Here is a 26,237-nt window from a genome sequence, read left to right as displayed (position 1 = left end):
TTGCACGCTGGAAAAACCAGGGAAACACCTGCCTAGGGTTTACCCAGAATTGTCTTTGAAAGGACAGAAAAGCGTCAAAGTGCTGGCTATCATGCCGCCCTGCATTCATCCCGGCCGGCTGGCGGCGCGCCCGCTGGCGCAGCCTGCGCCCAGGGCCGGTGAGGTGGTGCAGGCGCTTGAAAGACCCGTTCTTGCAGAGAAAGGCACAGGACATGGAGACGACATTTCCCCGGCTGCTGCTTCAGCACGCCCAGCAACGGCCCGAGGATCCGGCAATCCGGGAAAAGGAATACGGCATTTGGCAGACCTGGAGCTGGCGCGAGGTGGCGCGCGACGTGCGCCACCTGGCCTGCGGCTTTGCGGCGCTGGGCTTGAGCCAAGGGCGCAATCTGGCGCTGGTGTCGGGCAACCGGCCCTATGCGTACATGAGCTTCCTGGCCGCGCAGTGCCTGCGCGCGGTGCCGGTGCCGATGTACCAGGATGCGGTGGCCTCGGAGATGGCCTATGTCGTGGCCGATGCCGAGGTGCACGTAGTCTTTGCCGAGGACCAGGAGCAGGTGGACAAGCTGCTGGAGATCCGCGAGACCTTCCCGCAGCTGCAGTACATCGTGTATGACGACCCGCGCGGCATGCGCAGCTACCAGCAAGATTGCCTGGTCAGCGTCGAGCAATTGCTGGAGATGGGCCGCCAGTGGGATCAGCAGCATCCAGGCGCGTTCGAGCAGCAGGTGCAGGCCGGCCAGCCCGATGATGTTTCGGTGATCCTCTACACCTCGGGCACGACGGGCAAGCCCAAGGGCGTGTGCCAGACGCACCGCTCCTTTGCCACGGCCGCGCAGGGCGGGGTGCAGGTCGATGGGCTGAACAAGGACGACAACGTGATCTCCTACCTGCCGCCGGCCTGGGTGGGCGATCACCTGTTCTCGATCGCGCAGTGGCTGGTGGCGGGCTTTACGATCAACTGCCCCGAGTCCTCGGCGACGGTGCAGATCGACCTGCAGGAGATCGGCCCGACGTATTACTTTGCGCCGCCGCGCGTGTTCGAGGGGCTGCTGACCAATGTCTCGATCCGCATGGAGGATGCCTCGCCGCTCAAGCGCTGGATGTACGCCAAGGCCATGGGCGTGGCGCAGCGCGTGGGCGCCGACATCCTGGACGGCAAGAGCGTGGGCGGGCTCGATCGCCTCAAGTACGCGCTGGGCAACTTCTTCGTCTATGGGCCGCTGCGCAATGTGATGGGTTTTTCGCGCATCCGCGTGGCCTACACGGCCGGCGCGGCCATCGGGCCGGAGCTGTTCAAGTTCTTCCGCTCCATCGGCGTGAACCTCAAGCAGCTCTACGGCCAGACCGAGACCTGCGCCTATGTCTGCATCCAGAAGAACGGCCACGTCAAGCTCAACAGCGTGGGCCAGGCGGCGCCGGGCATCGAGTTGAAGATCGCCGACAACGGCGAGGTGCTGGTCAAGGGCGTGTCGGTGCTCAAGGAGTACTACAAGCGCCCGGACGCCACGGCCGAGGTCATCAACGAGGAGGGCTACTTCCTCACCGGTGACGCCGGCGTGCTCGACTCCGAGGGGCATCTGCGCATCATCGACCGCGCCAAGGACGTGGGCAAGCTCAACGGCGGCGCGATGTTTGCGCCCAATTACATCGAGAACAAGCTCAAGTTCTTCCCGCAGGTCAAGGAGGCGGTGTGCTTTGGCCACAACCGCGACGAGGTCTGCGCCTTCATCAACATCGACTACGAGGCCGTGGGCAACTGGGCCGAGAAGCGCAACCTGCCCTACGGCGGCTATGTGGACCTGGCGGGCAAGCAGCCGGTGCTGGAGATGATTGCCGAGTGCGTCTCCAAGGTGAACCAGGAGCTGGCCAGCGAGGAGGGCATGGAGGCCACGCAGGTCACGCGCTTTCTGGTGCTGCACAAGGAGCTGGACCCGGACGACGACGAGCTCACGCGCACGCGCAAGATTCGCCGCAACTTCGTGGCCGAGAAGTACGCCGTGCTGATCGACGCGCTGTACGGCGGCAAGAAGGAACAGTTCATTGAAACCCAGGTGAAGTTCGAGGACGGGCGCACCGGCAGCGTCAGCGCCACCTTGCAGATCCTCGAGGCGAAAACCTACCCTGCGGCAAGAAAGGCGGCCTGAGCATGAGCAGCAGAAAAATCGGCGATGTCATCCTGGACATCAAGAACATCAGCCTGCGCTTTGGCGGCGTCAAGGCGCTGACCGACATCAGCTTCGATGTGCGCGAGCACGAGATCCGCTCCATCATCGGCCCCAACGGCGCGGGCAAGAGCTCGATGCTCAACTGCATCAACGGCGTGTACACGCCCAGCGAGGGCTCCATCACCTTCCGCGGCCAGACCTTCAGCCACATGAACAGCCGTCAGGTGGCGGAGATGGGCGTGGCGCGCACCTTCCAGAACCTGGCGCTGTTCAAGGGCATGAGCGTGATCGACAACATCATGAGCGGGCGCAACCTGAAGATCAAAAGCAACATCTTCTTGCAGGCGCTGCGCTGGGGCCCGGCCGAGCGCGAGGAGATCCGCCATCGCGAGTTCGTCGAGCACATCATCGACTTTCTGGAAATCCAGGCCTACCGCAAGACGCCCGTGGGCCAGCTGCCCTACGGCCTGCAAAAGCGCGTGGACCTGGGCCGCGCGCTGGCCATGGAGCCGCAGGTGCTGCTGCTCGATGAGCCCATGGCCGGCATGAACCTGGAAGAGAAGCAGGACATGAGCCGCTTCATCATCGACGTGAACGAGGAGTTCGGCACCACCATCGTGCTGATCGAGCACGACATGGGCGTGGTGATGGACATCTCCGACCGCGTGGTGGTGCTTGATTACGGCAAGAAGATCGGCGATGGCCCGCCTTCGGAAGTCGTGCACAACGAAGACGTGATCCGCGCCTACCTGGGCACGTCGCACTGAGCAGGGGCTGCAGGAAATCGAAGGAGACCCATCATGGCATTTTTTCTTGAGACCCTGTTCGGCGGCCTGATGACGGGCATGCTGTATTCGCTGGTGGCGCTGGGCTTTGTGCTCATCTTCAAGGCCAGCGGCGTGTTCAACTTCGCGCAGGGCGCGATGGTGCTGTTTGCCGCGCTGGCGATGGCGCGCTTTTCCGAGTGGCTGCCCAAGTGGACGGGCATCGACAACCCCTGGTTTGCCAACATCGGCGCATTCGTGATCGCCGCGCTGATCATGTTCGTGGTGGCCTGGTTCATCGAGCGCCTGGTGCTGCGCCACCTGGTCAACCAGGAAGGCGCCACGCTGCTGATGGCCACGCTGGGCATCACCTACTTTCTGGAGGGCGTGGGCCAGACCATCTTCGGCAGCGAGATCTATTCCATCCACATCGGCATGCCCAAGGATCCGGTGTTCGTGCTGGAGTCCATGTTCGAAGGCGGCGTGCTGGTCAACAAGGAAGACCTGATCGCCGCGCTGATTGCCGCTGCGCTGGTGGCGCTGCTGACGCTGTTCTTCCAGAAAACCGGCACGGGCCGCGCGCTGCGCGCCGTGGCCGACGACCACCAGGCGGCGCAATCGATCGGCATTCCGCTCTCGCGCATCTGGGTCATCGTCTGGACGGTGGCCGGCATGGTGGCCCTGGTGGCCGGCATGATCTGGGGCAGCAAGCTGGGCGTGCAGTTCTCGCTGGCCACGGTGGCGCTGCGCGCGCTGCCGGTGGTGATCCTGGGGGGCTTGACCTCGGTGCCCGGCGCCATCATCGGCGGGCTGATCATCGGCGTGGGCGAGAAGCTCTCCGAGGTGTACCTGGGCCCCTACGTGGGCGGCGGCATCGAGATCTGGTTCGCCTATGTGCTGGCGCTGGTGTTCCTGCTGTTCAGGCCGCAGGGCTTGTTCGGCGAGAAGATCATCGACCGTGTGTGACACACAGGATCCAAGGAGTCATAAAGCATGTTCTACAGAGAAAACGGTCAGTTCAAGACCAGCTACCGGGCCGATCAGCAGATCTTCCCGATCCGGCAGGATCGCATCGCCATCGGCCTGATCCTGGCCTTTGCCTTCATCGGCGTGCCGCTGCTGGCCAGTGACTACCTGTTCCTGTCCATCTTGCTGCCTTTCGTCATCATGTCGCTGGCGGCGCTGGGGGTGAACATCCTGGTGGGCTACTGCGGCCAGATCTCGCTGGGCTCGGGCGCCTTCATGGCCATGGGCGCATATGCGGCCTACAACGCCTACATGCGCATTCCCGGCATGCCGCTGGTGGTGGCGCTGATCATCGGGGGCATTGCCGCCATGGTGTTTGGCGTGCTGTTTGGCCTGCCCAGCCTGCGCGTCAAGGGGCTGTACCTGGCCGTGGCCACGCTGGCGGCGCAGTTCTTTGCCGACTGGATGTTCCTGCGCGTGACCTGGTTCACCATGGATTCGCCCTCGGGCTCGGTGTCGGTGTCCAACCTGAAGGTGCTGGGCATGCCGCTGGATTCGCCCGTGGCCAAGTACCTGTTCTGCCTGGTGGTGCTGGTCATCGTGGCCATGCTGGCCAAGAACCTGGTGCGCAGCGCCACGGGGCGCGAGTGGATGGCCATCCGCGACATGGACGTGGCCGCCAGCGTGATCGGCATCCGCCCGCTGTACGCCAAGCTCAGCGCCTTTGCCGTCAGCAGCTTCATCGTCGGCCTGGCCGGCGCGCTGTGGGCCTTCATCTACCTGGGCGCCTGGGAGCCGGCGGCGTTCTCGCTGGAGGCCATGTCGCTCAAGCTGCTGTTCATGGTCATCATCGGCGGCATGGGCTCCATCATGGGCAGCTTCTTCGGCGCGGCCTTCATCGTGGTGCTGCCCATTGCGCTCACGCGCATCCTGCCGGTGCTGGCGGGCCTGGTGGGTGTGGAGTTCTCCACCACCGCGGTCTCGCACGCCGAGCTGATGATCTTCGGCGCGCTGATCGTGTGGTTCCTCATCGTCGAGCCGCACGGCCTGGCCAAGCTCTGGTCCACGGCCAAGCAAAAACTGCGCGTCTGGCCCTTCCCGCACTGATGCCTGGCGCTGCCTGGGCGGGCGCTGCCTGCGCCCCGCCCGACTCTTTCCACCCCCCTCAAAGGAGACAACCATGAAACGTTCCCTGAACCTGATCACCGCTGCGGTTGCCGTGGCCGCGTCCCTGGCCGCGCCTGCCGCCATGGCGCAGGAGCAGTTCATTCCGGTGCTGACCTACCGCACCGGCGCCTACGCCGCCAACGGCACGCCGATCGCCAACGGCATGGTCGATTACTACAAGTACATCAACGCCAAGGGCGGCGTCAACGGCGTGAAGATCGCCTTCGAAGAGTGCGAGACCGGCTACGACACGGCGCGCAGCGTGGAGTGCTATGAGCGCCTGAAAACCAAGGGCGGCGGCGCCGCGCTGGTGCACCCCTGGTCCACCGGCGCGACCTTCGCGCTGACCGAGAAGGCCCCCGTGGACCAGGTGCCGCTGATCACCACCGGCTATGGCCGCAGCGAAAGCCAGGACGGCATGGTGTTCAAGTGGAACTTCCCGCTGGGCGGCACTTACTGGGTGGCCGCTGACGTCATCATGAAGGCCATTGCCGACAAGGAAGGCGGCATGGACAAGCTCAAGGGCAAGAAGATCGCGCTGGTCTACCACGACAGCCCGTTTGGCAAGGAGCCCATCCCGCTGCTGCAGGAAATGGCCAAGCAGCAGGGCTTTACGCTGCAGATGCTGCCCGTGACCGCGCCGGGCGTGGAGCAAAAGTCCACCTGGCTGCAGGTGCGCCGCGACCGCCCCGACTACGTGCTGTTGTGGGGCTGGGGCGTGATGAACTCCACCGCGCTGAAGGAAGCCCAGGCCACTGGCTATCCGCGCGAGAAGATGTACGGCGTGTGGTGGGCCGGCGCCGAGCCTGATGTGAAGGACGTGGGCGCAGGCGCCAAGGGCTACAACGCCGTGACGCTGATGCACTCGGCCGACAAGAACTCGCCCATCGTCAAGGAAATCCTGGCCACGCTGCACGACAAGGGCCAGGGCACCGGCCCGAAAGAGGAAGTGGGCGACGTGCTGTACCTGCGCGGCGTGTTCAGCGCCATGATCGGCGTGGAAGGCATCCGCGCCGCACAGGAGAAATTCGGCTCGGGCAAGGTCATGACCGGCGATCAAGTGCGCTGGGGCCTGGAAAACCTGAACCTGACGCAGGACAAGCTCGACGCGCTGGGCTTCAAGGGCGTGCTCAGCCCGATCAAGACCAGCTGCAAGGACCACATGGGCAACATGCAGGCGCGCATCCACACCTGGGACGGCAAGGCCTGGGGCTACACCACCGACTGGATCCAGGCCGACGAGGCCCGCATCAAGCCGCTGGTGGACGCCACCGCCAAGCGCTATGCCGACGAGAAGAAGGTGCCCGTGCGCCCTGAATCCGACTGCAGCTGAGCGGGCCTGATGGCTGGCAGTGGGCGCTGCTGAGAAGCCGCGCCGCCTGCCCAGCCGCTGGCACGCATCGCCCCGCCGCTGCGGCGGCGGGGCCATTTCGACGACGAGGTTTTCTCACATGAACAACGCCGCATCCACCACCGCCCCCATCGTGCTCAATGTCAACGGCATCGAGGTCATCTACAACCACGTGATCCTGGTGCTCAAGGGCGTGTCGCTGGCCCTGCCCGAGAGCAGCATCGTCGCCCTGATGGGCGGCAACGGCGCGGGCAAGACCACCACGCTGCGCGCCATCTCCAACCTGCTCAAGGCCGAGCGCGGCGAGGTCACCAAGGGCAGCATCGAGCTGCGCGGCGAGCGCATCGAAAACCTCTCGCCATCCGATCTGGTCAAGCGCGGCGTGGTGCAGGTCATGGAAGGGCGGCACTGCTTTGCCCACCTGACCATCGAGGAAAACCTGATGACGGGCAGCTACACCCGCACCGACAAGGCCGAGATCGCGCGCAACCTGGAGAAGGTCTACACCTACTTCCCCCGCCTGAAGACGCGCCGCACCAGCCAGGCGGCCTACACCTCCGGCGGCGAACAGCAGATGTGCGCCATCGGCCGCGCACTGATGGCCAACCCCTCCATCGTGCTGCTCGACGAGCCCAGCATGGGCCTGGCGCCGCAGATCGTCGAAGAGGTCTTCCACATCGTCAAGGACCTCAACACCAAGGAAAAAGTCACCTTCCTGCTCGCGGAGCAGAACACCAACATGGCCCTGAAGTACGCCGACTACGGCTACATCATGGAATCGGGCCGCATCGTCATGGACGGCCCGGCGCAAGAGCTGGCCAACAACGCCGACGTCAAGGAGTTCTACCTGGGCATCGGCGGCGAAGGCCGCAAGAGCTTCCGCGACATCAAGAGCTACAAGCGGCGCAAGCGCTGGCTGGCCTGATGCGCCAGCGCCATCACCGACTCGTTTGATTGGAGACTGCATGACCAGCCCCACCCTGGACTCCCTGGAAACCCGCGCCCCGCAAGAGCGCGAGCAGGCCCTGCTGGCGGCCCTGGCCGCCCAGGTGGCCAACGCCCAGCGCCGCAGCGCCGCCTTCGCGCAAACCCTGCAGGGCGTGGACGCCAGCGCCATCACCAGCCGCCAGGCCCTGGCCCAGCTGCCGGTGACGCGCAAGTACGAGCTGCTCGAGCGCCAGAAGGCCCAGCGCGCGCAGGACCTGTTCGGCGGCTTCAGCGCCATCGGCTTCGGCCCGGCCATGCGGCGCGTGTTCGCCAGCCCCGGCCCGATCTACGAGCCCGAGGGCGTGGCGGTCGATTACTGGCGCATGGCGCGCGCGCTGCGCGCAGCCGGGCTGAAGGCCGGCGAGCTGGTGCACAACAGCTTCAGCTACCACTTCACGCCCGCGGGCTCCATGATGGAGACCGGCGCCCATGCGCTGGGCTGCACCGTCTTTCCCGCCGGCACCGGCCAGACCGAGCAACAGGCCCAGGCCATTGCCGAGCTGCGCCCGGCCGCCTATGCCGGCACGCCCAGCTTCCTCAAACTGCTGGTGGAAAAAGCCCAGGCCATGGGGCTGGACATCGGCAGCCTGAAAAAAGCCCTGGTTTCGGGCGAAGCCTTCCCGCCCTCGCTGCGCGAATGGTTGCAGCAGCACGGCATCGAAGGCTACCAGTGCTATGCCACGGCCGATCTGGGGCTGATCGCCTATGAAACCGAGGCCCGCGAGGGCCTGGTGCTCGACGAAGGCGTGATCGTTGAAATCGTGCGCCCCGGCACCGGCGAGCCCGTGCCCGAGGGCGAAGTGGGCGAGGTCGTGGTCACCACGCTGAACCCGGACTACCCGCTGATCCGCTTTGGCACCGGCGACCTCTCTGCCGTGCTGCCCGGCCAATGCCCCACCGGCCGCACCAACACCCGCATCAAGGGCTGGATGGGCCGCGCCGACCAGACCACCAAGGTGCGCGGCATGTTCGTGCACCCGGCCCAGGTGGCCGAAATCGCGCGGCGCTACCCGCAGGTGCAGAAGGCGCGCCTGGTCGTCAGCGGCGCCATGGCCAGCGACCAGATGCAGCTGCTGGTGGAAACCAGCGAAACCTCCGGCGGCCTGGCCGGCCAGATCGCCGAGACCATCCGCGAAGTCACCAAGCTGCGCGGCGAGGTGCAACTGGTGCCGCCGGGCAGCCTGCCCAACGACGGCAAGGTCATCGAGGACGCGCGCAGCTACGACTGACCGCGCTGCAGCCGCCGCGCCGCCCGGCAGCGGCGCAGGCGCAGGTCGCAAGAGGCCCTGTCCTTCGGGTTTGCGGCCATTGTGGTCATTGCCGCTAGAGCGGTTTCGATTCTGATGAAGACATTTCCTGCAAGCGCGCCTTCTCTCGTTCTCGTCACACCCGCGAAGGCGGGTGTCCAGTCACGCCCCTGACAGACGGCGCTGCCGTTTGCCAATCCCCGCTCGTGCGCAAGGGTGGCGCTGGATGCCCGCCTTCGCGGGCATGACGAGACCTGCGAGATGGCGATGCCAGTCAGCGGCCAGGTCTTGGATTTGTCAACGTTCGAGCAGAACACGCTCTATTGCTTGACTCGGCCCTTGTCAGGGCGCTGTCGCGCCCATGGCTTGCCGGCTGCCTGCTTGCCCCGGCGGCGCCTTGGCGCGCGTGGCTCTGGGCGGCATTTCAGAATGCCGCAGGCGCTGCGCCTTGGCCCAGGCAGGCCAGCACGGCCGCCAGGGTCAGCGGGGCGGTGTCGGCGCGCAGGGTGCGGGGCCCCAGGCCGATGGGCTGGAATTGGTGCTGGCGCGCCAGTTGTTCCTCGGCCGGGCTGAGGCCGCCTTCGGGGCCGGAGAGCACGCACAGGCTGCACGGCCCGCTGGTGTGGGGCGGCGCGGCGGCGGTGGCGGCCGGCGGCAGCAGCTGTTGCTGCGCCAGCCATTGCGCCAGCGGCGTGGCGTCTGGCGCCAGGCTGAGCAGCAGGCGCGTGCCGGGCAGGGCAGGGTCGCGCAGCAGCTGGGCCAGCGTGGTGGGCTCGGCAATGGCGGGCACGCGGTTGCGGCCGCATTGCTCGCAGGCGGCAATGGCGATGCCTTGCCAGTGGGCGCGCTTTTTGTCGGCGCGCTCGCCCTTGAGGCGCAGCACGCTGCGCTCGGTCATCACCGGCAGGATGCTGGCCACGCCCAGCTCGGTGGCTTTTTCTATCAGCCAGTCCATGCGCTCGTTGCTGGGCATGCCCACGGCCAGGTGCAGGGCCAGGGCGTTCTCACGCGGGCGCTGGGTTTGGCCGTCGATGCGCACCTGCACGTGGCTGCGGCCCATGGCGGTGATGGTGGCCTGGTATTCGCTGTGGCTGTCCGCATCGGCGCCGGGAAACAGGCACAGCGTCTGCCCGGGCTGCATGCGCAGCACCTGCACGTGGCGCACGGCGCGCGCGGGCAGGGCCAGCTCGGCGCCGGGCGTCAGCGGCTCGGGCACGTGGATGCGTGGGGCGGTGGCGCTCATGGGCGGTCTGTCTTACATCCGGCCGAAGGAAAAGGCCTCGGTCTGCGGCGTTTGCTCGATGGCATCGACCAGGCGCAGCAGCGGCCGCAGCTCGCGGTAGCGGCTGGCGGTGCTGCGGATGTAGTGGATGAAGCGCGGCGTGTCGGCCAGGTACTGGGGCTTGCCGTCGCGCAGCGTCAGCCGCGCGAAGATGCCGGCGACCTTGAGGTGGCGCTGCAGGCCCATCCATTCGACGGCGCGGTAGAACTCGCCAAAGTCGCTGGCCCAGTCCGGGCGCGCGGCCAGCAGGCCGGCCTGGCGCGCGCGCTCCCAGTAGCGCACGGCCAGGTCGATGACGAAGTCTTCCTCCCAGCTGTGGAAGGCGTCGCGCAGCAGGCTGGCCAGGTCGTAGGTCAGCGGGCCGCGCAGCGCGTCCTGAAAGTCCAGCAGCCCGCTCAGGCGCGCGGGCGCGCCGGCCTCGGCCGGGGCCACCATCAGGTTGCGCAGCATGTAGTCGCGGTGCACGAACACGCTGGGCGCCTGCAGGTTGTGCGCCACCAGGGTGTCGAACACGCCTTGCAGCTGCTGGCGCTGCGCATCGCTGAGCTGCACCTGGCGGTGCGCGGCGATGTACCAGTCGGGAAACAGTTGCAGCTCGCGCTGCAGCGCGGCGGCGTCGTAGGCGGGCAGGGCATCGGGCCGGGCGCGGGTTTGCATTTGCACCAGCCAGTCCAGCGCCTGCAGCATCAGCGGCCGGGCGCGCTCGGGGGCGTAGTCCGGCGCCAGGTGCTGCAAGGCGGTGTGCTGGCCCAGGTCGTTCATCAGCAAAAAGCCGGCGGCTTCGTCCACGGCCAGCAGCTCGGGCACGGCCAGGCCGGCCTCGCGCAGCAGCGCGGCGCTGGCCAGAAAGGGCGCCAGCGGCTCCTTGTCCGGCGGCGCGTCCATGATGACGCGGCTGCGCCCGGCGGCGTCCTGCACGCGCAGATAGCGCCGGAAGCTGGCATCGGCCGAGGCGTGCCGCAGGCTGGCGGGCAGCAACTGGTGCTCGGCGGCGGCGCGCTGCAGCCATTGTTCGAACAGGGCCTGGCGGGCCGGGTCGGGCCAGGCGATGGGGGGGCTGGTGCAAGTCATGGGCGGCGATTGTAGGGAGGCTGGGCATGCGCCGCAGCGGCCGATGCCGCGCCGATGTGTGCCAAGCGCGCGCAGGGCCTGCTGGTATATTCGCGCCTTTGTTTTTGACGCTGCAACGCCGGGCCGCGGCCCGCACGGGATACAGGGGATTTTTGTGACACACGCCGCCGTGCCTGCGCGGCAGCGCCTGCGGGGCGCTGCCGGTGCCTTGTCTGCCGCTGCCGCGGTGCTGGCCTCTGCGGCCCATGCGCAGGCCGCGCCGCCGCAGCCGGCCGGGGCGGGCGATTGGAATGGCCCGCTGCGCGCGCCGCTGCAATTGCAGGGCACGGTGCAGTTGCAAGAGGGCGTGCCGCCCGAGCAGGCCGCGCGCCGCCCGGTGCATTTGAGCGGCCAGTCCATCGAAGGCAGCCAGAGCGGGCCGGTGCGCGTGCGCGGCAATGCCCGGCTGCGGCGCGCCGATGCGCTGATTCAGGCCGATGAGCTGCACTACGACCAGGCCAGCCAGACGGCCACGGCCAGCGGCCAGGTGCAGATCGAGGCCGACAGCGGCCGCTACCAGGGCAGCGCCCTGCAGCTGAACGTGCAGACCTACCAGGGCCATTTCGACGATGTGCGCTACCAGCTGCGCGAGAGCCGGGCCCACGGCCAGGCGCGGCGCGTGGACTTCCTCGACCGCGAGCGCTACGTGGTGCACGAGGGCGACTACACCACCTGCCAGCGCAGCGAGTACGACCCCGATTGGCGCCCGGCCTGGCGCATCCGCGCGCGCGAGCTGCGGCTGGACCGCGTGGCCGACGTGGGCGTGGCGCGGGGCGCGGCGCTGGAGTTCATGGGCGTGACGGTGCTGCCCGTGCCGTACCTGAGCTTTCCGCTGTCGGATCGGCGCAAGAGCGGCCTGCTGCCGCCCACGCTGGGGCTGGACAGCGTCTCGGGCCTGCAGTACACGCAGCCCTTTTACTGGAACATCGCCCCCAACCGCGATGCCACGCTGAGCCCGACGCTGATGGCGCGCCGCGGCATCGACCTGGGCGGGCAGTTTCGCTATCTGGAGCGCAGCTTCAGCGGCGAGCTGGCGGCGCGCTACATGCCCAGCGACCGGCTGCGCGATCGCGAGCGCTGGAGCATGGCCGCGCGCCACCGGCACACGCTGCATTCGCCGCTGGGCGACATCCAGCTGGGCGCGCAGCTCAACCGCGTCAGCGACAACGACTACTGGCGCGACTTTCCGCGCAGCGGCTACGGCCTCAACGAGCGCCTGCTGCCCAGCGAGCTCAACGCCCGCTGGCAGCGTGGCGATTGGCAGCTGCGGCTGCGCGCGCTCAAGTGGCAGACGCTGCAGGATGCGGACGCCATCATCTTGCCGCCCTACGACATGCTGCCGCAGCTGAACCTGCGCTACCAGCCCTGGGCGCTGGGCCACGGCCTGGATCTGCACCTGGAGTTCGACAGCACGCGCTTTCGCGCCGATCGCGACTTTGCCGCCCAGCTCACCGATGGCCAGCGCAGCTACGCGCTGGCGCGCCTGAGCCGGCCCTGGGTGGCGCCGCAGGGCTTCATCACGCCGGCCGTGCAGCTGCACGCCAGCCAGTACCGCTTCGATGCGCCGCTGAGCGGCGGCCTGCGTCGCCACAGCCGGGCTCTGCCCACCTACAGCCTGGATGCGGGGCTGGTGTTCGAGCGCGAGCTGCGCTGGCTGGGGCGCGATCTGCTGCAGACGCTGGAGCCGCGCGCCTTCTACACCTACACGCCCTACCGCGACCAAAGCATGCTGCCGATGTACGACACGGCCGAGCTGGACTTCACCTTCGCCAGCATCTATGCGCCCAATTCGTTCGTCGGCCACGACCGCATCGCCGACGACAACGTGCTGACGCTGGGCCTGAGCTCGCGCTTTCTGGGCGCTGGCGATGGCGCCGAGCTGGCGCGGTTGAGCATTGCCCAACGGCTGCGTTTTGAAGACCAGCGCGTGACTGCGCCGGGCGTGGCGCCCTACACCGCGCGCTGGTCCGACATCCTGCTGGGCGGCGCTATCAACTGGTCGCCGCGCTGGGCCAGCAGCGGCATCATCCAGTACAACCTGGACGAGCGCCGCACGGCGCGCTACACGCTCACCGGCCACTACAAGCCCGGCGATTACCGTGTGCTGAGCATGGGCTACCGCATGAAGGCCGATGCCAGCAAGCACGCCGAGCTGGGCTGGCAATGGCCGCTGGCCTGGTGGGGCGATGCGCCCGGCCAGGGCGGGCGCTGGTACAGCGTGGGCCGGCTCAACTACAGCATGCGCGACAAAAAGCTCGTCGATACCGTGGTGGGCGTGGAATACAACGGCTGCTGCTGGATTGGCCGCGTGGTCGTCGAGCGCCTGCAAAACAGCGCGCGCAACGCCAACACCCGCCTGCTGCTGCAGCTGGAGCTGGCTGGCATCTCGCGCATCAACGTGGGCTCCAACCCGTTAAACTCGCTGCGCAATCACGTGCCCTACTACCAGGAAATCCGCCCGCAAAACCTGCCGCCGGCGAGCCGCTTCAGCGAGTACGGCCAGTGATCCGGGCCGCGCTGCCACCGCCTGCCGCTGCCCGCCACCGCGACCGCAGCCGCCGCTGCCAGCCGGCGCTGAGCGCACCGCGCAGCGCCGCATGCGCCGCCCCGGTCTTTCCCCCCATCCCCCTTGCCATGGCCTGTTGATGATGACCAACCAGCCCCGCCCCCTGCCGCGCCCCGCCCCTTGCCGCGCACATCCTGCCCCCGCCAGGGCGCGCCTTTTGCCCAGGCTGCTGGGCTTTGCTGCGTGCTGGCTGAGCGCGGCGGCCCTGCTGCTGCCGCCCAGCGCCCAGGCCCAGGGCCTGCGCATGCCGGGCACTGCGGGGGCCAGCGGCACCGGCCTGCAAATGGGCGGCATGGCCGACAGCTCCGCCAGCAGCGCCGGCAGCACTGGCAGCGCCGGCAGCGCCCGTGCCGGCCGCACTGGGCGCGGCACTGACCGCCGCCAGGGCGGGCCGGCGCCATTTGCCAATGATTTGCGCGATGCCGCCTCCAACGCCGTGGCCTCCTCGGCCGGCCAGGCATCGGGCGGCCAGCGCCAGGCCGACTTCATCGTGGCCCTGGTCAACTCCGAGCCCATCACCCATGTGGAGCTGCAAAACCGCATGCAGCGCGCGCGCGCCGTGCTGGCCCAGCAGGGCCAGGCGCCCAGCGAATCGGTGCTGCGCCAGGAAGTGCTCAACCTGCTGATTGCCGAGCGCCTGCAATTGCAGGAGGCCAAGGAGAGCAAGCTGCAGGTCGATGACTACACGCTCGACCAGGCCGAGCAGAACGTGGCCGAGCAAAACGGCGTCAGCCTGGCGGCCATGCACCAGGAGCTGGCCGCAGCCGGCATTGGCCGGGCGCAGTTTCGCAACCAGCTGCGCAACCAGATCATGCTCATGCGCGTGCGCGAGCGCGCCGTCGAGGCGCGCGTGCGCGTCAGCGACCAGGAGTTGGACCGCTACCTGCGCGAGCACCCCATCGACGCCGGCCAGCAACTGCCCGATGCCATCAACCTTGGCCATGTGCTGGTGATCGTGCCCGAAAAGGCCACGCCCGCGCAGCAGGCCCAGTACAAGCAGCGCATCGAGCAGGCCGCCAGCGAGCTGGCCCAGGGGCGCGACTTTGCCGAGGTCGCGCGCGAGTTCTCCGACGCGGGCGAGGCCAGCCGCGGCGGTGAGCTGGGCCTGCGCCCGGTGACGCAGTACCCGGAGCTGTTCCTGCAGGCCACCGAAGGCCGCGCCATCGGTGACGTGGCCGGGCCGATCCGCTCGGGCGCGGGCTACCACCTGCTCAAGGTGCTCGAACGCCAGGCCGGCGGCGCGGGCATGGTGGTGCAAAACCACGCGCGCCACATCCTCATCAAGCCCGCGCCGGGCCGCAGCGCGCAAAGCGCCGGGCAGATGCTGCAGGAAATCCGCCAGCGCGTCGTGCAAGGCGGCGAGGACTTTGCCGTGCTGGCGCGCGAATACTCCGAAGACGGCAGCGCCGCCCAGGGCGGCGACCTGGGCTGGGCCGGGCCGGGCATGTTCGTGCCCGAGTTCCAGGCCGTGCTCGACGAGCTGCAGCCCGGCGACATCAGCCAGCCGGTGGTCTCGCGCTTTGGCCTGCACCTGATCCAGCTGCTCGAGCGCCGCCAGCGCAAGGTCAGCCAAAGCGAGCTGCGCGAAATGGTGCGCGGCCAAGTGCGCGAGCAAAAAGTGCAGGAGGCCTTCGTCAAATGGATCGACGTCCTGCGCGCGCGCGCCTTCATCGAAATGCGCGACGAGCCCGTGCGCGACTGAGCGCCGCGGCCTGCCTGCCCCACACTTTGCCCCACAGGAGCGCGCCATGCGCCACATCCCCCGCAAGCGCTTTGGCCAGCACTTTCTGATCGACGATGCCGTCATCGCGCGCATCGTCTCGGCCATCGACCCGCAGCCACAGCAGACCGTGGTCGAGATCGGCCCGGGCATGGCCGCGCTGACCGCGCCGCTGCTCGAGCGCCTGCCGCGCCTGAGCGTCATCGAGCTGGACCGCGACCTGGTCGCGCGCCTGCGCCTGAATCCGCGCCTGCATGTCGTGGCCAGCGACGTGCTGCAGGTGGACTTCACCGCGCTGGCCCAGCAGCTGGGCGCGCCGCAGCAACCAGCGCGGCTGCGCGTGGTCGGCAACCTGCCCTACAACATCTCCTCGCCGCTGCTGTTTCACCTGCTGGGCGCCATCGACGTGGTGCAGGACCAGCACTTCATGCTGCAAAAGGAAGTCATCGACCGCATGCTGGCCCAGCCCGGCAGCTCCGCTTTTGGCCGCCTCTCGGTGATGCTGCAATGGCGCTATGCCATGGAGCGCATCCTGGACGTGCCGCCAGCGGCCTTTGACCCGCCGCCCAAGGTCGACAGCGCCGTAGTGCGCATGGTGCCGCGCAGCGACTGGGCGCGCGTGCCCCAGCCCCTGCTGGAGGAGTTGGTCAAGACCGCCTTCAGCCAAAAGCGCAAGCTGGTGCGCCACACCCTGGGCAAATGGCTGCAGGCGCGCGGTTTTGACGGGCCATTCGACCTGCAGCGCCGCGCCGAGGAAATCCCCGTGCACGAATACACCGCGCTGGCCGCGCAGCTGGCCCAACAGCGGCCTGATCCGAAGCCCGATCCGCAGCCCGGCGCTGCCGGGCAGACATGAAAAAGCCCCGCCAAGGCACAGGCCTTGGCAGGGCTTGAGGCAAAAGACTTGAAGCAGCCTGGCAGTGGCTGCGATGTGCCTTGCTGCGGCCTTACTGCGCAGGGGGGATGCGCAGCTTCTGGCCCGGATAAATCTTGTCCGGGTGGCTGAGCATGGGCTTGTTGGCCTCGAAGATCTGCTGGTACTTGTTGGCGTCGCCGTAGTACTTCTTGGCAATGGCCGAGAGCGTATCGCCCTTGACCACGTCGTGGTATTGCGCCTCGGGCTCGGGGTTGAGCACCGTCATCTGGTTGTCCACTTCCGTGACCTGGGCCACGTTGCCGCAGCACAGCGTGACCTTCTCCAGATCCTGCTGCGTCTGTGCCTGACCCTTGACCGTGACCTTGCCCGAGGCGCTGTCGAACGCCACCTGCACATCGCTGACGTTGAGCTTTTGCGAGGCAATGTAGGCCTCGATGGCCTTGGCCGCCGTGGCGTCGAGCGTGCCCTGGGCCGCATTGCCGCTGTCAGCGGTTTCGGCCTTGGCCGCCTGACCGCCAAACAGCCTCTCGCCAGCTTCCTTGATGAATTTGAACAGACCCATGGTGTTCACTCCTTGAATAACGAAAAGAAACGGCCCGCACCGGGCAAAAGCCAAGCCCGCCGCCAGGGCGGCGGGCAGCAACTGCCGCGTGCGGGGCTGGGGGCAGTGTAGCGTTTTTGCTAAGGCCCGTGTTTGCGGGGCGCGGTTATGATCGGCGCCCGCTGCTGCCTGCCACCTGGGCGGGCTTTTTCTGGCCCGTGCGCCTGCGCCCTGCCTGGGCCGCGCTGGCCTGTTTGTGTTTTTCCCCATGCCCTTTCTTGCAATCGACATCGGCAACACCCGGCTCAAATGGGCGCTGTACAGCCAGGCGCGCTGGGGCGCCAGCCTGCTGGCGCAGGGCGTGGAGTTTCTCGACCATGTGGACCGTCTGTCCGAAAACCACTGGGCCAGCCTGCCCGCGCCCAGCATGATGCTGGGCTGCGCCGTGGCCGGCGATGCGGTGCGCTACCGCGTCATGGAGCAGCTGGAAATCTGGGACGTGGAGCCCGCCTGGGTGCACGCCAGCCGCGAAATGGCCGGCCTGGTCAACGGCTACGACCACCCAGGCCGCCTGGGCGCAGACCGCTGGGTGGCCATGATCGGCGCGCGCAACCGCATGCTGGCGCGCGGCCAGTGCAGGCCGCTGATCGTGGTCATGGTCGGCACGGCCGTGACGGTCGAGGCCATTGACGAGCGCGGCCACTTTCTCGGCGGCCTGATCCTGCCCGGCCACGGCATCATGCTGCGCGCGCTGGAATCGGGCACGGCCGGGCTGCACGTGCCCACGGGCGAGGTCTGCCCCTTCCCGACCAACACCAGCGATGCGCTCACCAGCGGCGGCACCTACGCCATTGCCGGCGCGGTCGAGCGCATGATCCAGCACCTGCAGCAGCGCACCGGCCAGGAGCCGCTGTGCATCATGACCGGCGGCGCAGGCTGGAAGATGGCGCCCAGCATGACGCGCCCCTTCGAGCTGGTCGAAAGCCTGATCTTCGACGGCCTGCTGGCCATCGCCCAGCAGCGCGCCGAGGCCGCGCGCGGCGCGGCCGGTTGACAAACCCGGCGGCAGGGCAACAATGCCCGCCATGAACCGCAGGCACTTCCTCATCCTCCGTCGCGCCGCCGCCGCTCTGGCGGCCTGCGCTTTGTGCACGGCCACGCTGGCCCAGGCTCAAGCCCAGGCCCAGGCCAAGACCCAGACTCAAGCGCGCGCGCCCATCAAGACCATCGACATCTACGTCAGCCCCTATTACGAGGCGGCCGCGCAGCAGGGCGGTCGCCCGCGCGTGGCGGTGTTTGCGCCGCTGGATGCGTTGCTGGCCTCCAGCGCGCGCCAGGACATCGAGCGCGCCCGCGATGCCATCGCCAAGGAGCCAGGCAGCCTGACGCCCATGACCTTGATGGTGCTGGCCATTCGCCTGTACGACGTGGGTCTGCGCGATGAGGCGGTGTTCTGGTTCTACGCGGCCAAGAACCGCTACCTGACGCTGGAGGCGGTGCTGGATGTGAGCCACCCCAGTCTGTCGCAAGCCGGCCACGCCTCGCGCAGCTTCTTGTCGCTGGCCGGCCCCTACATCAACAGCTACGCCTTTTGCGACCTGGACAAGCAGCAGCGCCTGCTGCGCCAGAGCATCGCCTGGACGCAGCAGCACCCCTATGCCGCGCTGTGGATGCAGCAGCTGCCCGCGAAGCCCGGCGATCGCCGGCAGAACTTCGCCCAGGGCCTGCAAGACATCCGTGACATGGCCAGGCAGGAGCAGGATCACCTGGCCGACCCCAAGCGCCGGGCCGAGTACCAGGCCCAGCGCAAGGCCCGGCATGTGGACGAGCAGTTTTGCTGGAAGGATTGAGGGTTCAGCGGCCCGCGAGCCTGACCGCATCTGTAAAAGCAACGCCCCTGCAGCAACGCCCTTGCACATGGCAGGGGCGTTTTGCTGTTGAACGGACAGAAGTCACTGCTGCAGCACGCTGCGCAACGCCTCGAAGGCGCTGTCCGAGCCTTTGAAAGGGTTGGCCGGCGAGAGCGAGAACGGGTTGGCGCGGCGCTCGACGGGCCGCTGCTGCCAGACGGGCTCCAGGAAGAATGAGAAGAACGCCGCGCCGCTGCGCCGGTGCAGCTCCAGCGTCTCGTGCATTTGCCCGGCGTCGATGGGCTTGAGGGGGTGGAACTCGGTGATGCCATAGCCGCGATGGCCTTGCAGCAGCAGGCCGTCGATGAAGTCGCGGCGCATGCCCGGCTCGCCGTACAGACTCACGCCCAGTTGCAGGTCGGGCAGGGCCTGCAGGCTGTGCTGGATGGCGAATTTCTGCGGATCCCAGCCGGGGTTGGTGTGCGGCACGATCTGGTGCAGGTACAGCGGCGTGTCGGCCAGGCAGCGGTGCTGGCGCAGCTGCGCAGCGAAATGGCGCAGGTAACGCGCCACCTGTTGCTGGCGAAAGGCGTGCCATTGCTCGGCCAGCGGATTGTGCAGGTAGTGGCGCTGGCCCAGGGGCAGATCCACGTAGGCCTGCAACTGCGTGGCCGGGGTGGCTGCGGCCGGGATGCTGCGCGGCAGTGCGCGTTCGCTGCCACTGCTTTTGCCAGTGCCGCTGTCTTTGTCGTGGCGGGGGCCGCGGCGGGTGTGGACTTCGATGTGGCGCGTGTCCAAGTGGCGCAGCGGCTGGCCGGGGGTGTGCAGGTAGAAGTCCAGCCGCTGCGGGCCGCTGGGCCAGTGGCGGTAGTCCAGCTGGGTCTGCCAGCCGACGGCGCGGCCGGCAAACTCGGGCCGGGCTTCGAGTACGTCCTGCCGGCCCTGGGCGATGGGCAGGCGCGCCAGCTGCTGGCCATTGGCATAGACGAGGATGCGGCTTTGGGCGTGCTCAGCCGCGTCGGCCAGGTAGGCCCAGCCGCTGACGGGCAGCTGGCCGTGGGCGTAGGCGTCGATGTGGCTGTGCAGGCGCGCGGGCCATTGCGTGGCCCATTGCGCGCGCGGCAGGGTCAGCAGATCGCTGCGCGGCGCATCGATCTGCGCCCAGTCGGTATAGGCCGAGTGCAGGGCGCGGTTGAGCGCGCGCAGGCTGCCAAAGCGCCGCTGCAGGAACTGGCGGAACTGGGCGACGGAGGCGTCGCTGTAGTCGCTGATGCGGTAGGGCTGGGCGTAGCCGGGGTTGGTCTCGAAGTCCGGAAAGAGCTGGTGCACCTCGCCCAGCAGGGTGATGCCGCGCAGCTTGCGCAGCGCCGGCTCGCCCGCTTCGCACAGGGCCTGGGCGACGGCGTCGATGGCCTGGGCGCGGTAATGGCTCAGCGCGTTGTCGGTGCGCGCCACCGACCAGGGGTACAGCGCGCTGCCCAGGTATTGGCTGACAGGCAGCGGCCCGTCCTGCGCGTGGGCGAGGTTGGCGCTGTCCTGCGCCAGGGCCTGCTCCAGCGGGGCGTGGGCGCTGAAGTGGGTGGAGAACAGGTACAGGATGGCCGGCTGCGGCGCGTCGCGCAGCGTGTGCACGAAGCGCTGCACGCGCTCGGGCTGGATGCGCCACTGGCCTTGCGCGTCCTGCGCGAACAGCTGCAGCAGCGGGATGGGCAGCGTGTAGCCCAGCGTGTAGCGCTGGCCTGCGGCTGTGCCGGGCTGCGGCTGGGGCAATTGGGCCAGGGTCTGCGCCACCAGCGCGGCGGCCGATGGCGCGGCGCCGCCGGTGCAGGCCGCTTGCAGGCTGTGTGGCACCGTGGCCTGGGCGCTGCCCGGCAGCACGCAGGTGTCGGTCAGCTCCAGCATCGGCGCCAGCAGCAGCGTCTGGGGCGGCTGGGCCTGCCGGGCCGAGGCCAGCAGGGCGGCTGCGCTCAGCAGCAAGGCGCCGCCAAGGCCTGTGCTCAGCAGGGCAAGTGGGCGCATGGGCAATGAATGCCGGCCGGGGCGGCTTCAGGCTGTCAGAGCGTTAGAACTCGAAACCGCTGGGCTCGGCAAAGCCCAGCAGGCGCGGCAGGTTGAAGTCCCAGGGCGTGCTGCTGTGCAGGCGGCCTTGCTCCTTGCGGATGAGCTGCATGCGCATCACCGGCTCCTGGCCCACGCAGGCCAGCAGGCGGCCGCCTTCGTTGAGCGCGCCCAGCAGCTGCTGCGGCACTTCGGCCACGGAGCCGCTGAGCACGATGACGTCGAAGCCGCCGGCGGGCAGGCTTTGCGCGCCATTGGCGTGCAGCACCTGCACGTTGGCGCTGCGCTGCTGCTGCAGATTGGCGCGGGCCAGCTCGGCCATGTCCGGCGCGATCTCCAGCGTCACCACCTCGTGGCCCAGCGCGCCCAGCAGCGCGGCCATGTAGCCCGAGCCAGCGCCGATCTCCAGCACGCGCTCGTGGGCCTGCACGTCCAGGGTGTTGAGCATGCGCGCCTCGATCTTGGGCGGCAGCATGCAGCAGTCCGGGCGCGCCAGGGCCTGGGCCTCGGGCAGCAGCGGCACGCTGATGTCCATGAAGGCCAGGGCGCGGTAGGGCTCGGGCACGAAATGCTCGCGCTTGATACGCGCCAGCGTGGCCAGCACCACGGGGTTGTCCACGTTCCAGGGGCGGATCTGCTGCTCGATCATGTTGAAGCGCGCGGCTTCATCGGGGTGGGCGAATTCGTGCAGGCGGTTCAGGGGCAGGGTCATCGTGTACTCCGGGCGTGCTGTGGTGGCGCGGCGTTGGGGCGGCGCGGGCCGCCTGGCGCTGGACAGCCCGGCATTTTAGAGCGTGTTGGCCGGCTCTCCGGGGCCTGCGGCGCTGTGGCGATCAGGTGCGACCGCGTGGGCTCTTACAGATGCGTGCGCTGCCACAGGCGCTGGCACCAGGCGCCCAGATCGTCGAGGTAGCCGTAGACCACGGGCACGACCACCAGCGTGAGCACCGAGGAGGTGATGACGCCGCCGATGACCGACTGGCCCAGCGGGCCCATGGCCTCGGAGCCTTCGCCGCTGGACAGGGCCAGCGGCAGCATGCCGAAGACCATGGCCAGCGTGGTCATCAGGATGGGGCGCAGGCGCACGCGCGCGGCCTTGAGCAGGGCCTGATCGCGCGGCAGGCCGGGCACGCGCTGGCCGTCCTCGTCGTCGTGCGGCTGGCGGGCGCGGTTGGCGAAGTCCACCAGCAAGATGGCGTTCTTGGTCACCAGGCCCATGAGCATGACGATGCCGATGACCGAGATCATGGAAATGCGCGAGCCGAACACCAGCAGGGCCGCGGCCACGCCGATGAGCGTCAGCGGCAGCGACATCATCAGCGTGATGGGCTGCAAAAAGCTCTGGAACTGGCTGGCCAGCACCATGTAGATGAAGACCACGGCCAGCGCCAGGGCCATCAGCGCGTACTGGAAGGATTCGGCCATGTCCTTGGAGGCGCCGCCGAAGCTGTAGCCGTAGCCCGGCGGCATGGGCGTGGACTGCAGCACGCGCTCGACGTCGGCGGAGACCTCGCCCAGCGAGCGCAGCGCGGTGTTGGCGGTGATGCGCACCTCGCGCTGCATGCTGTGGCGGTCGATGACGTTGGGCGAGCTGCCCTCGTGCAGCTGCGCCACCTGGCCGAGCGTGACGACCTGGGGCGGGCCGCCGGCATTGGCGGCGGCTTGGGCGCTGGCGCTGCGCACGTTCAGCGGCAGCTGGGCCAGGTCCTGCAGGTGCTGGCGCGCCTGGGGCGCCAGGCCCAGGCGCAGGTCGTAGGTCTGGCCGTCGGGGGCGCGCCAGTTGCCCACGCTCTGGCCGGCCAGCAGCACGCGCAGCGGCGCGGCAATGTCCTGCAGGTGCAGGCCCAGGGCGGAGGCGGCCTGGCGCTGCACCTGCACGCTGACGATGGGCACGCGCTGCTGGGTGCGCGCATCCAGATCGACCAGGCCGGGGATGCCTTCGAGCTGGCGCTGCAGCTGCGCGGTGATGCGGCCGAGCTCACCCAGATCGGGCCCCTTGAGGGAGAACTCCAGCTCTTTTTGCCCGCCCACGGGGTCGAGCAGGCCCACGTGCGTGACGCGGATGCCGGCGACCTCGGCCAGCTGGCGGCGCAGCGCCAGCGCCATGTCGTTGACGCTGCGCGTGCGCTGCTGGCGCTCGACCAGCCGCACGTACATGCTGGCCTGGTGCTTGCCCGGCGCGTTGCCGCTGTTGATGCGGGTGACGGTGTAGCGCACCTCGGGCAGGGCGCGCACGATGGCGTCCACCTGGCGCGCCTTGGCCTGGGTGTGCTCGATGGACGAGCCCATCGGGGTGTGGAACTGAATGGTGGCCTCGGAGTAGTCCGAGGCGGGCACGAACTCGGTACCCAGCAGCCGCAGCATGAACAGGCTGAGCGCGAACACCAGCGCCGCCAGCGCCAGCGTCAGCAGGCGGTGGCCCAGCGCCCAGCGCAGCGCATCCTGGTAGAGCTGCGAGAGCGCTTCGGTGACGTGCGCAAACCAGCGCGTCAGCCGCCCCAGCGTGGCCTGGTACAGCCGCGCAATGCGGCCGGTGACGGGGCCGTGGCGCTGCGGCGGCAGGCTGTGGCGCAGCGCGGGGCTGACCTGCGGGTCGTGCCAGACGGATGAGAGCATCGGGTCGAGCGTGAAGGCCACGAACATGGAGATCAGCACCGCCGCGGCGATGGTCAGGCCGAACTCGTGGAAGAACTTGCCGATGATGCCGCCCATGAAGCCGATGGGCAGGAACACGGCCACGATGCACAGCGTGGTGGCCAGCACCGCCAGGCCAATCTCCTGCGTGCCCTGCAGCGCCGCGTCGTAGGCGCTCTTGCCCATTTGTAGGTGGCGCACGATGTTCTCGCGCACCACGATGGCATCGTCGATCAGCAGGCCCACGCACAGGCTCAGCGCCATCAGCGTGAGCATGTTGATGGAAAAGCCCAGCAGGCCCATGAACATGAAGGTGCCCACCAGCGCGATGGGCAGGGTCAGGCCGGTGATGATGGTCGAGCGCCAGGAGTTGAGAAACAGATAGACGATCAGCACCGTCAGCAGCGCGCCTTCGAGCAGCGTGCGCTGCACGCTGGCCACGGCCACGCGGATGGGGCGCGAATCGTCGCTGACGGTCTGCAGGCGCAGCCCGGCGGGCAGCTGCGCCTGCAGCTCGGCCACGGCGGCGTTCAGGCCATCGACCACTTCGATGGTGTTCTCGTCCTGGGCCTTTTGCACGCTCAGCAGCAGCGTGCGCTGGCCGTTGAACAGCGCCAGGGAATCGAGCTCGGCGGCGCCGTCGCGCACCTGGGCCAGCTGGCGCAGGTACACGGGCGCGTCGCCACGGCGCGCGACGATCAGCTCGCCAAAGTCGGCCGGCCAGGCCACGCGCGCCTGCAGCTGCACCAGGCGCTCGCGCTCGGGCGAGCGCAGGCTGCCCAGTGGCAAGTCCAGGTTTTCGCCTTCGAGGGCGTCGGCCACCTGCTGCGCGCTGATGCCCCAGGCGCGCAAGGCCTGCGGCTGCAGCTCGATGTGGATGCGCCGCTGCACGCCGCCCACGACCTGCACCGCGCCCACGCCGCGCACGTTTTCCAGCCGGCGCTTGAGCACCTGCTCGGCCCAGTTGGTCAGGGCCACAGGGTCGTGCAGCGCCAGCGCGGCATGGGCGCTGGCGGCGCTGTCTGCGCTCGCCCCCGCTGGCACAGCCGCTGCGGTGCTGGCCGCTGCCGGATCGGCCACCACGGCCAGCGACCAGATCGGTCGGTCCTCGGGGTCAAAGCGCTGCACGGCCGGGTCCTCGACCTCCTCGCGCAGCAGGCTGCGCATGCCAGCGACCTTCTCGCGCACGTCCTCGGTGGCGCGCCGCCCGTCCATGCTCAGCGCGAACTGCACGATGACCACCGAGACGCTGTCGTAACTGCGCGAGCTCAGCTGGCTGATGCCGGCAATGGTGTTGACGGCCTGCTCGATTTTTTCCGTGACCTCGCTCTCGACGATCTCGGCCGAGGCGCCGGGGTAGCGCGTGACCACCACCACGACCGGAAACTCGATGCTGGGGAACTGATCGACCTTGAGCCGCTGGTAGGAAAAGCCGCCCAGCACGATGAAGGCCAGCATGACCATGGTGGCCATGACCGGGTTGTGCAGGCTGACGCGCGTGAACCACATGGCGCGTCACGGCCGGGGCGGCGCGGCGGCGGGGCCGGGCGCAGCGGCGCTGGCAGCGGCCCCGGCCTCGGCCTGGAAATTGGCCTCGACATCGGCCTCCACATCGGCGCTGGCCTCGATCTGCACCGGCGTGCCATCGGCCAGCAGGCCGGCCGCGCCGCTGAGGATGGGCGTGCCGGCGGCCACGCCCTCGATGGCCTGCCAGGGCTGGCCGGCCAGCAGCGCGCGCGGGCCGAGCGTGACGCTGCGCAGCTGCACGCGCTGGCCCTGCAGCACCAGCACATAGGGCTGGGGCCGCTCGGTGCGGATGGCCGTCTGCGGCACGGCCAGCACCTGCTGCGCGCCCGTGTGGATGTGGCCGTGGGCGAACAGGCCATCGCGCAGCAGGGCGGCATCGCCCGCCTGAGCGCCTTGGGCCGCGTCGGGCGCGGCTTGGCCTGCAGCTTTGCCTGCGCCTTCACCCGTGCCTTCACCACCCGCCCCGGGCGGCAGCAGGCGCAGAAAGACCGCCACATTGCGGCTGCCGGCCTGCGTGGCCGGGCCGATGCGCTCCAGCTCGGCCTGCCAGGGCGCTGCGCTGCCCTCGATCCACAGTTGCGCGCGCTGGCCGGGGGCCAGGTGGCGGGCATCGGCGGCGGCCACCTCGGCCTGCCACTCAAAGGCCTGCGGGGCGACGATCTCCAGCACCGTCTGGCCAGGGGCGACCACCTCGCCCGGTTGCACGTGGCGCGCCGCCACCAGCCCGTCGATGGGGCTGTGCGCCTGGGTGTCGCCCAGGCCTTTGCGCGCCACCTCGACTGCCGCCAGCGCCGCCTGGTGCTGGGCGCGCGCGGCCTGCAGCTGCGCGGCGCTGCTGGCCCGCGCCGTGGGCGAGACAAAGCCCTGCTCGGCCAGGGCGCGGTCGCTGTCGGCCGTGCGCTGCGCCATGCTCAGCTGCGCCTGCGCGGCGCGCGCCTGTTGCTGGGCCTGCTGCACGCGCGCGGCGGCATCGGGCGCGGCGATGACGAACAGCCGCTGCCCGGCGCGCACCGCCTGGCCCTCGCGCAGCTGCAGTTGCTGCACCCGGCCGCCGGCCTGGGCCTTGATGCTCAGGCGCTGCGCGGGCCGCAGCGTGCCGCTGGCGGGCACCTGCTGCGGCAGCGCCAGGGCCTGCACGGTGGTGATCTCGCTGGGCAACAGGCGCACGCGCAGCGCCTGGCGCTGCTGCATCTCCTGCTGCAGGGCCTGGGCCCGGGCCTGCTCGCGCTGCCAGGCCCGCGTGCCGCCCCAGGCCAGCAGCGCCAGCGTGGTCAGCGCGAGGAACCAGAGCAGAGGTTTTTTCATGGCATGGATGGGGGGCAGGGCGGCGCAGGCGGCCGGGCGCGGGCAGTGTAGCGCAGCGCCCAGGCGCAGCATCGCCCCCCAGCCTGGCCCGCCCGGCCGGGGGGTGGTTTACCGCTA

Annotated in this window: 19 protein-coding genes; 12 read left to right on the top strand and 7 right to left on the bottom strand. The window is 68.9% G+C overall.

Features of this window, described 5'->3' with window-relative positions:
- Nucleotides 1–212: 212 nt before the first annotated feature.
- The 7 genes from CK625_RS07475 (at nucleotide 213) to CK625_RS07445 (ending at nucleotide 8,632) form a co-directional block, all read left to right on the top strand.
- The gene (locus CK625_RS07475) at nucleotides 213–2,147 is read left to right on the top strand and encodes an AMP-dependent synthetase/ligase (protein WP_095539648.1); all 1,935 of its coding nucleotides are present in this window, start codon (nucleotides 213–215) and stop codon (nucleotides 2,145–2,147) included.
- 2 nt (nucleotides 2,148–2,149) lie between these two features.
- Complete coding sequence (locus CK625_RS07470) at nucleotides 2,150–2,935, top strand: ABC transporter ATP-binding protein (RefSeq protein ID WP_095539647.1); 786 nt, start codon at nucleotides 2,150–2,152, stop codon at nucleotides 2,933–2,935.
- Between the two features lie 33 nt (nucleotides 2,936–2,968).
- Entirely contained in the window at nucleotides 2,969–3,898 is a 930-nt protein-coding gene (locus CK625_RS07465) for a branched-chain amino acid ABC transporter permease (RefSeq protein ID WP_095539646.1), read from the top strand.
- A gap of 27 nt (nucleotides 3,899–3,925) precedes the next feature.
- On the top strand, nucleotides 3,926–5,005 hold the full coding sequence (locus CK625_RS07460; protein WP_095539645.1) for a branched-chain amino acid ABC transporter permease: 1,080 nt from the start codon (nucleotides 3,926–3,928) through the stop codon (nucleotides 5,003–5,005).
- Between the two features lie 73 nt (nucleotides 5,006–5,078).
- Nucleotides 5,079–6,398: an ABC transporter substrate-binding protein gene (locus CK625_RS07455; RefSeq protein WP_095539644.1), complete on the top strand. Its 1,320-nt coding sequence runs from the start codon at nucleotides 5,079–5,081 to the stop codon at nucleotides 6,396–6,398.
- A gap of 118 nt (nucleotides 6,399–6,516) precedes the next feature.
- Nucleotides 6,517–7,341, top strand: coding sequence for an ABC transporter ATP-binding protein (locus CK625_RS07450; RefSeq protein ID WP_095539643.1), 825 nt, complete (start codon nucleotides 6,517–6,519; stop codon nucleotides 7,339–7,341).
- 40 nt (nucleotides 7,342–7,381) lie between these two features.
- A complete protein-coding gene (locus CK625_RS07445; RefSeq protein WP_095539642.1) occupies nucleotides 7,382–8,632 on the top strand; it encodes a phenylacetate--CoA ligase family protein in 1,251 nt (416 codons plus the stop codon).
- Between the two features lie 442 nt (nucleotides 8,633–9,074).
- Here CK625_RS07445 and CK625_RS07440 read toward each other — a convergent pair whose 3' ends face one another.
- Nucleotides 9,075–9,893, bottom strand: coding sequence for a 16S rRNA (uracil(1498)-N(3))-methyltransferase (locus tag CK625_RS07440; protein WP_095539641.1), 819 nt, complete (start codon nucleotides 9,891–9,893; stop codon nucleotides 9,075–9,077).
- A gap of 12 nt (nucleotides 9,894–9,905) precedes the next feature.
- Nucleotides 9,906–11,003: an aminoglycoside phosphotransferase family protein gene (locus CK625_RS07435; RefSeq protein ID WP_095539640.1), complete on the bottom strand. Its 1,098-nt coding sequence runs from the start codon at nucleotides 11,001–11,003 to the stop codon at nucleotides 9,906–9,908.
- 154 nt (nucleotides 11,004–11,157) lie between these two features.
- On the opposite strand from CK625_RS07435, the gene CK625_RS07430 reads away from it, so the two are divergent.
- From CK625_RS07430 to rsmA, 3 genes are all read left to right on the top strand, one after another.
- Complete coding sequence (locus tag CK625_RS07430) at nucleotides 11,158–13,548, top strand: LPS-assembly protein LptD (protein ID WP_238945555.1); 2,391 nt, start codon at nucleotides 11,158–11,160, stop codon at nucleotides 13,546–13,548.
- A gap of 217 nt (nucleotides 13,549–13,765) precedes the next feature.
- Nucleotides 13,766–15,310: a peptidylprolyl isomerase gene (locus CK625_RS07425; RefSeq protein ID WP_238945554.1), complete on the top strand. Its 1,545-nt coding sequence runs from the start codon at nucleotides 13,766–13,768 to the stop codon at nucleotides 15,308–15,310.
- A 46-nt stretch (nucleotides 15,311–15,356) separates the two neighbouring features.
- Entirely contained in the window at nucleotides 15,357–16,184 is an 828-nt protein-coding gene (rsmA, locus tag CK625_RS07420) for a 16S rRNA (adenine(1518)-N(6)/adenine(1519)-N(6))-dimethyltransferase RsmA (protein ID WP_095539638.1), read from the top strand.
- A 91-nt stretch (nucleotides 16,185–16,275) separates the two neighbouring features.
- Here rsmA and lysM read toward each other — a convergent pair whose 3' ends face one another.
- Complete coding sequence (lysM, locus tag CK625_RS07415; protein ID WP_095539718.1) at nucleotides 16,276–16,767, bottom strand: peptidoglycan-binding protein LysM; 492 nt, start codon at nucleotides 16,765–16,767, stop codon at nucleotides 16,276–16,278.
- 247 nt (nucleotides 16,768–17,014) lie between these two features.
- Between lysM and CK625_RS07410 the strand changes: the two genes are divergently transcribed.
- Complete coding sequence (locus tag CK625_RS07410; protein ID WP_095539637.1) at nucleotides 17,015–17,800, top strand: type III pantothenate kinase; 786 nt, start codon at nucleotides 17,015–17,017, stop codon at nucleotides 17,798–17,800.
- A 31-nt stretch (nucleotides 17,801–17,831) separates the two neighbouring features.
- Entirely contained in the window at nucleotides 17,832–18,596 is a 765-nt protein-coding gene (locus CK625_RS07405; protein ID WP_143326220.1) for a hypothetical protein, read from the top strand.
- 102 nt (nucleotides 18,597–18,698) lie between these two features.
- Here CK625_RS07405 and CK625_RS07400 read toward each other — a convergent pair whose 3' ends face one another.
- From CK625_RS07400 to CK625_RS07385, 4 genes are all read right to left on the bottom strand, one after another.
- Nucleotides 18,699–20,615, bottom strand: a complete 1,917-nt coding sequence (locus CK625_RS07400; protein ID WP_095539635.1) for a hypothetical protein — start codon at nucleotides 20,613–20,615, stop codon at nucleotides 18,699–18,701.
- A gap of 43 nt (nucleotides 20,616–20,658) precedes the next feature.
- Nucleotides 20,659–21,366, bottom strand: a complete 708-nt coding sequence (locus CK625_RS07395; RefSeq protein WP_095539634.1) for a protein-L-isoaspartate O-methyltransferase family protein — start codon at nucleotides 21,364–21,366, stop codon at nucleotides 20,659–20,661.
- Between the two features lie 143 nt (nucleotides 21,367–21,509).
- Nucleotides 21,510–24,797: an efflux RND transporter permease subunit gene (locus CK625_RS07390; protein WP_095539633.1), complete on the bottom strand. Its 3,288-nt coding sequence runs from the start codon at nucleotides 24,795–24,797 to the stop codon at nucleotides 21,510–21,512.
- A 6-nt stretch (nucleotides 24,798–24,803) separates the two neighbouring features.
- On the bottom strand, nucleotides 24,804–26,120 hold the full coding sequence (locus CK625_RS07385; protein ID WP_172425115.1) for an efflux RND transporter periplasmic adaptor subunit: 1,317 nt from the start codon (nucleotides 26,118–26,120) through the stop codon (nucleotides 24,804–24,806).
- Nucleotides 26,121–26,237: the final 117 nt, after the last annotated feature.

Origin of the sequence: Vandammella animalimorsus, assembly GCF_002285265.1 — a bacterium.
Lineage (GTDB): Bacteria > Pseudomonadota > Gammaproteobacteria > Burkholderiales > Burkholderiaceae_C > Lampropedia.
The sequence above is the reverse complement of the archived record's forward strand: the minus strand, read 5'-3'. Positions and strand labels throughout refer to the sequence as shown.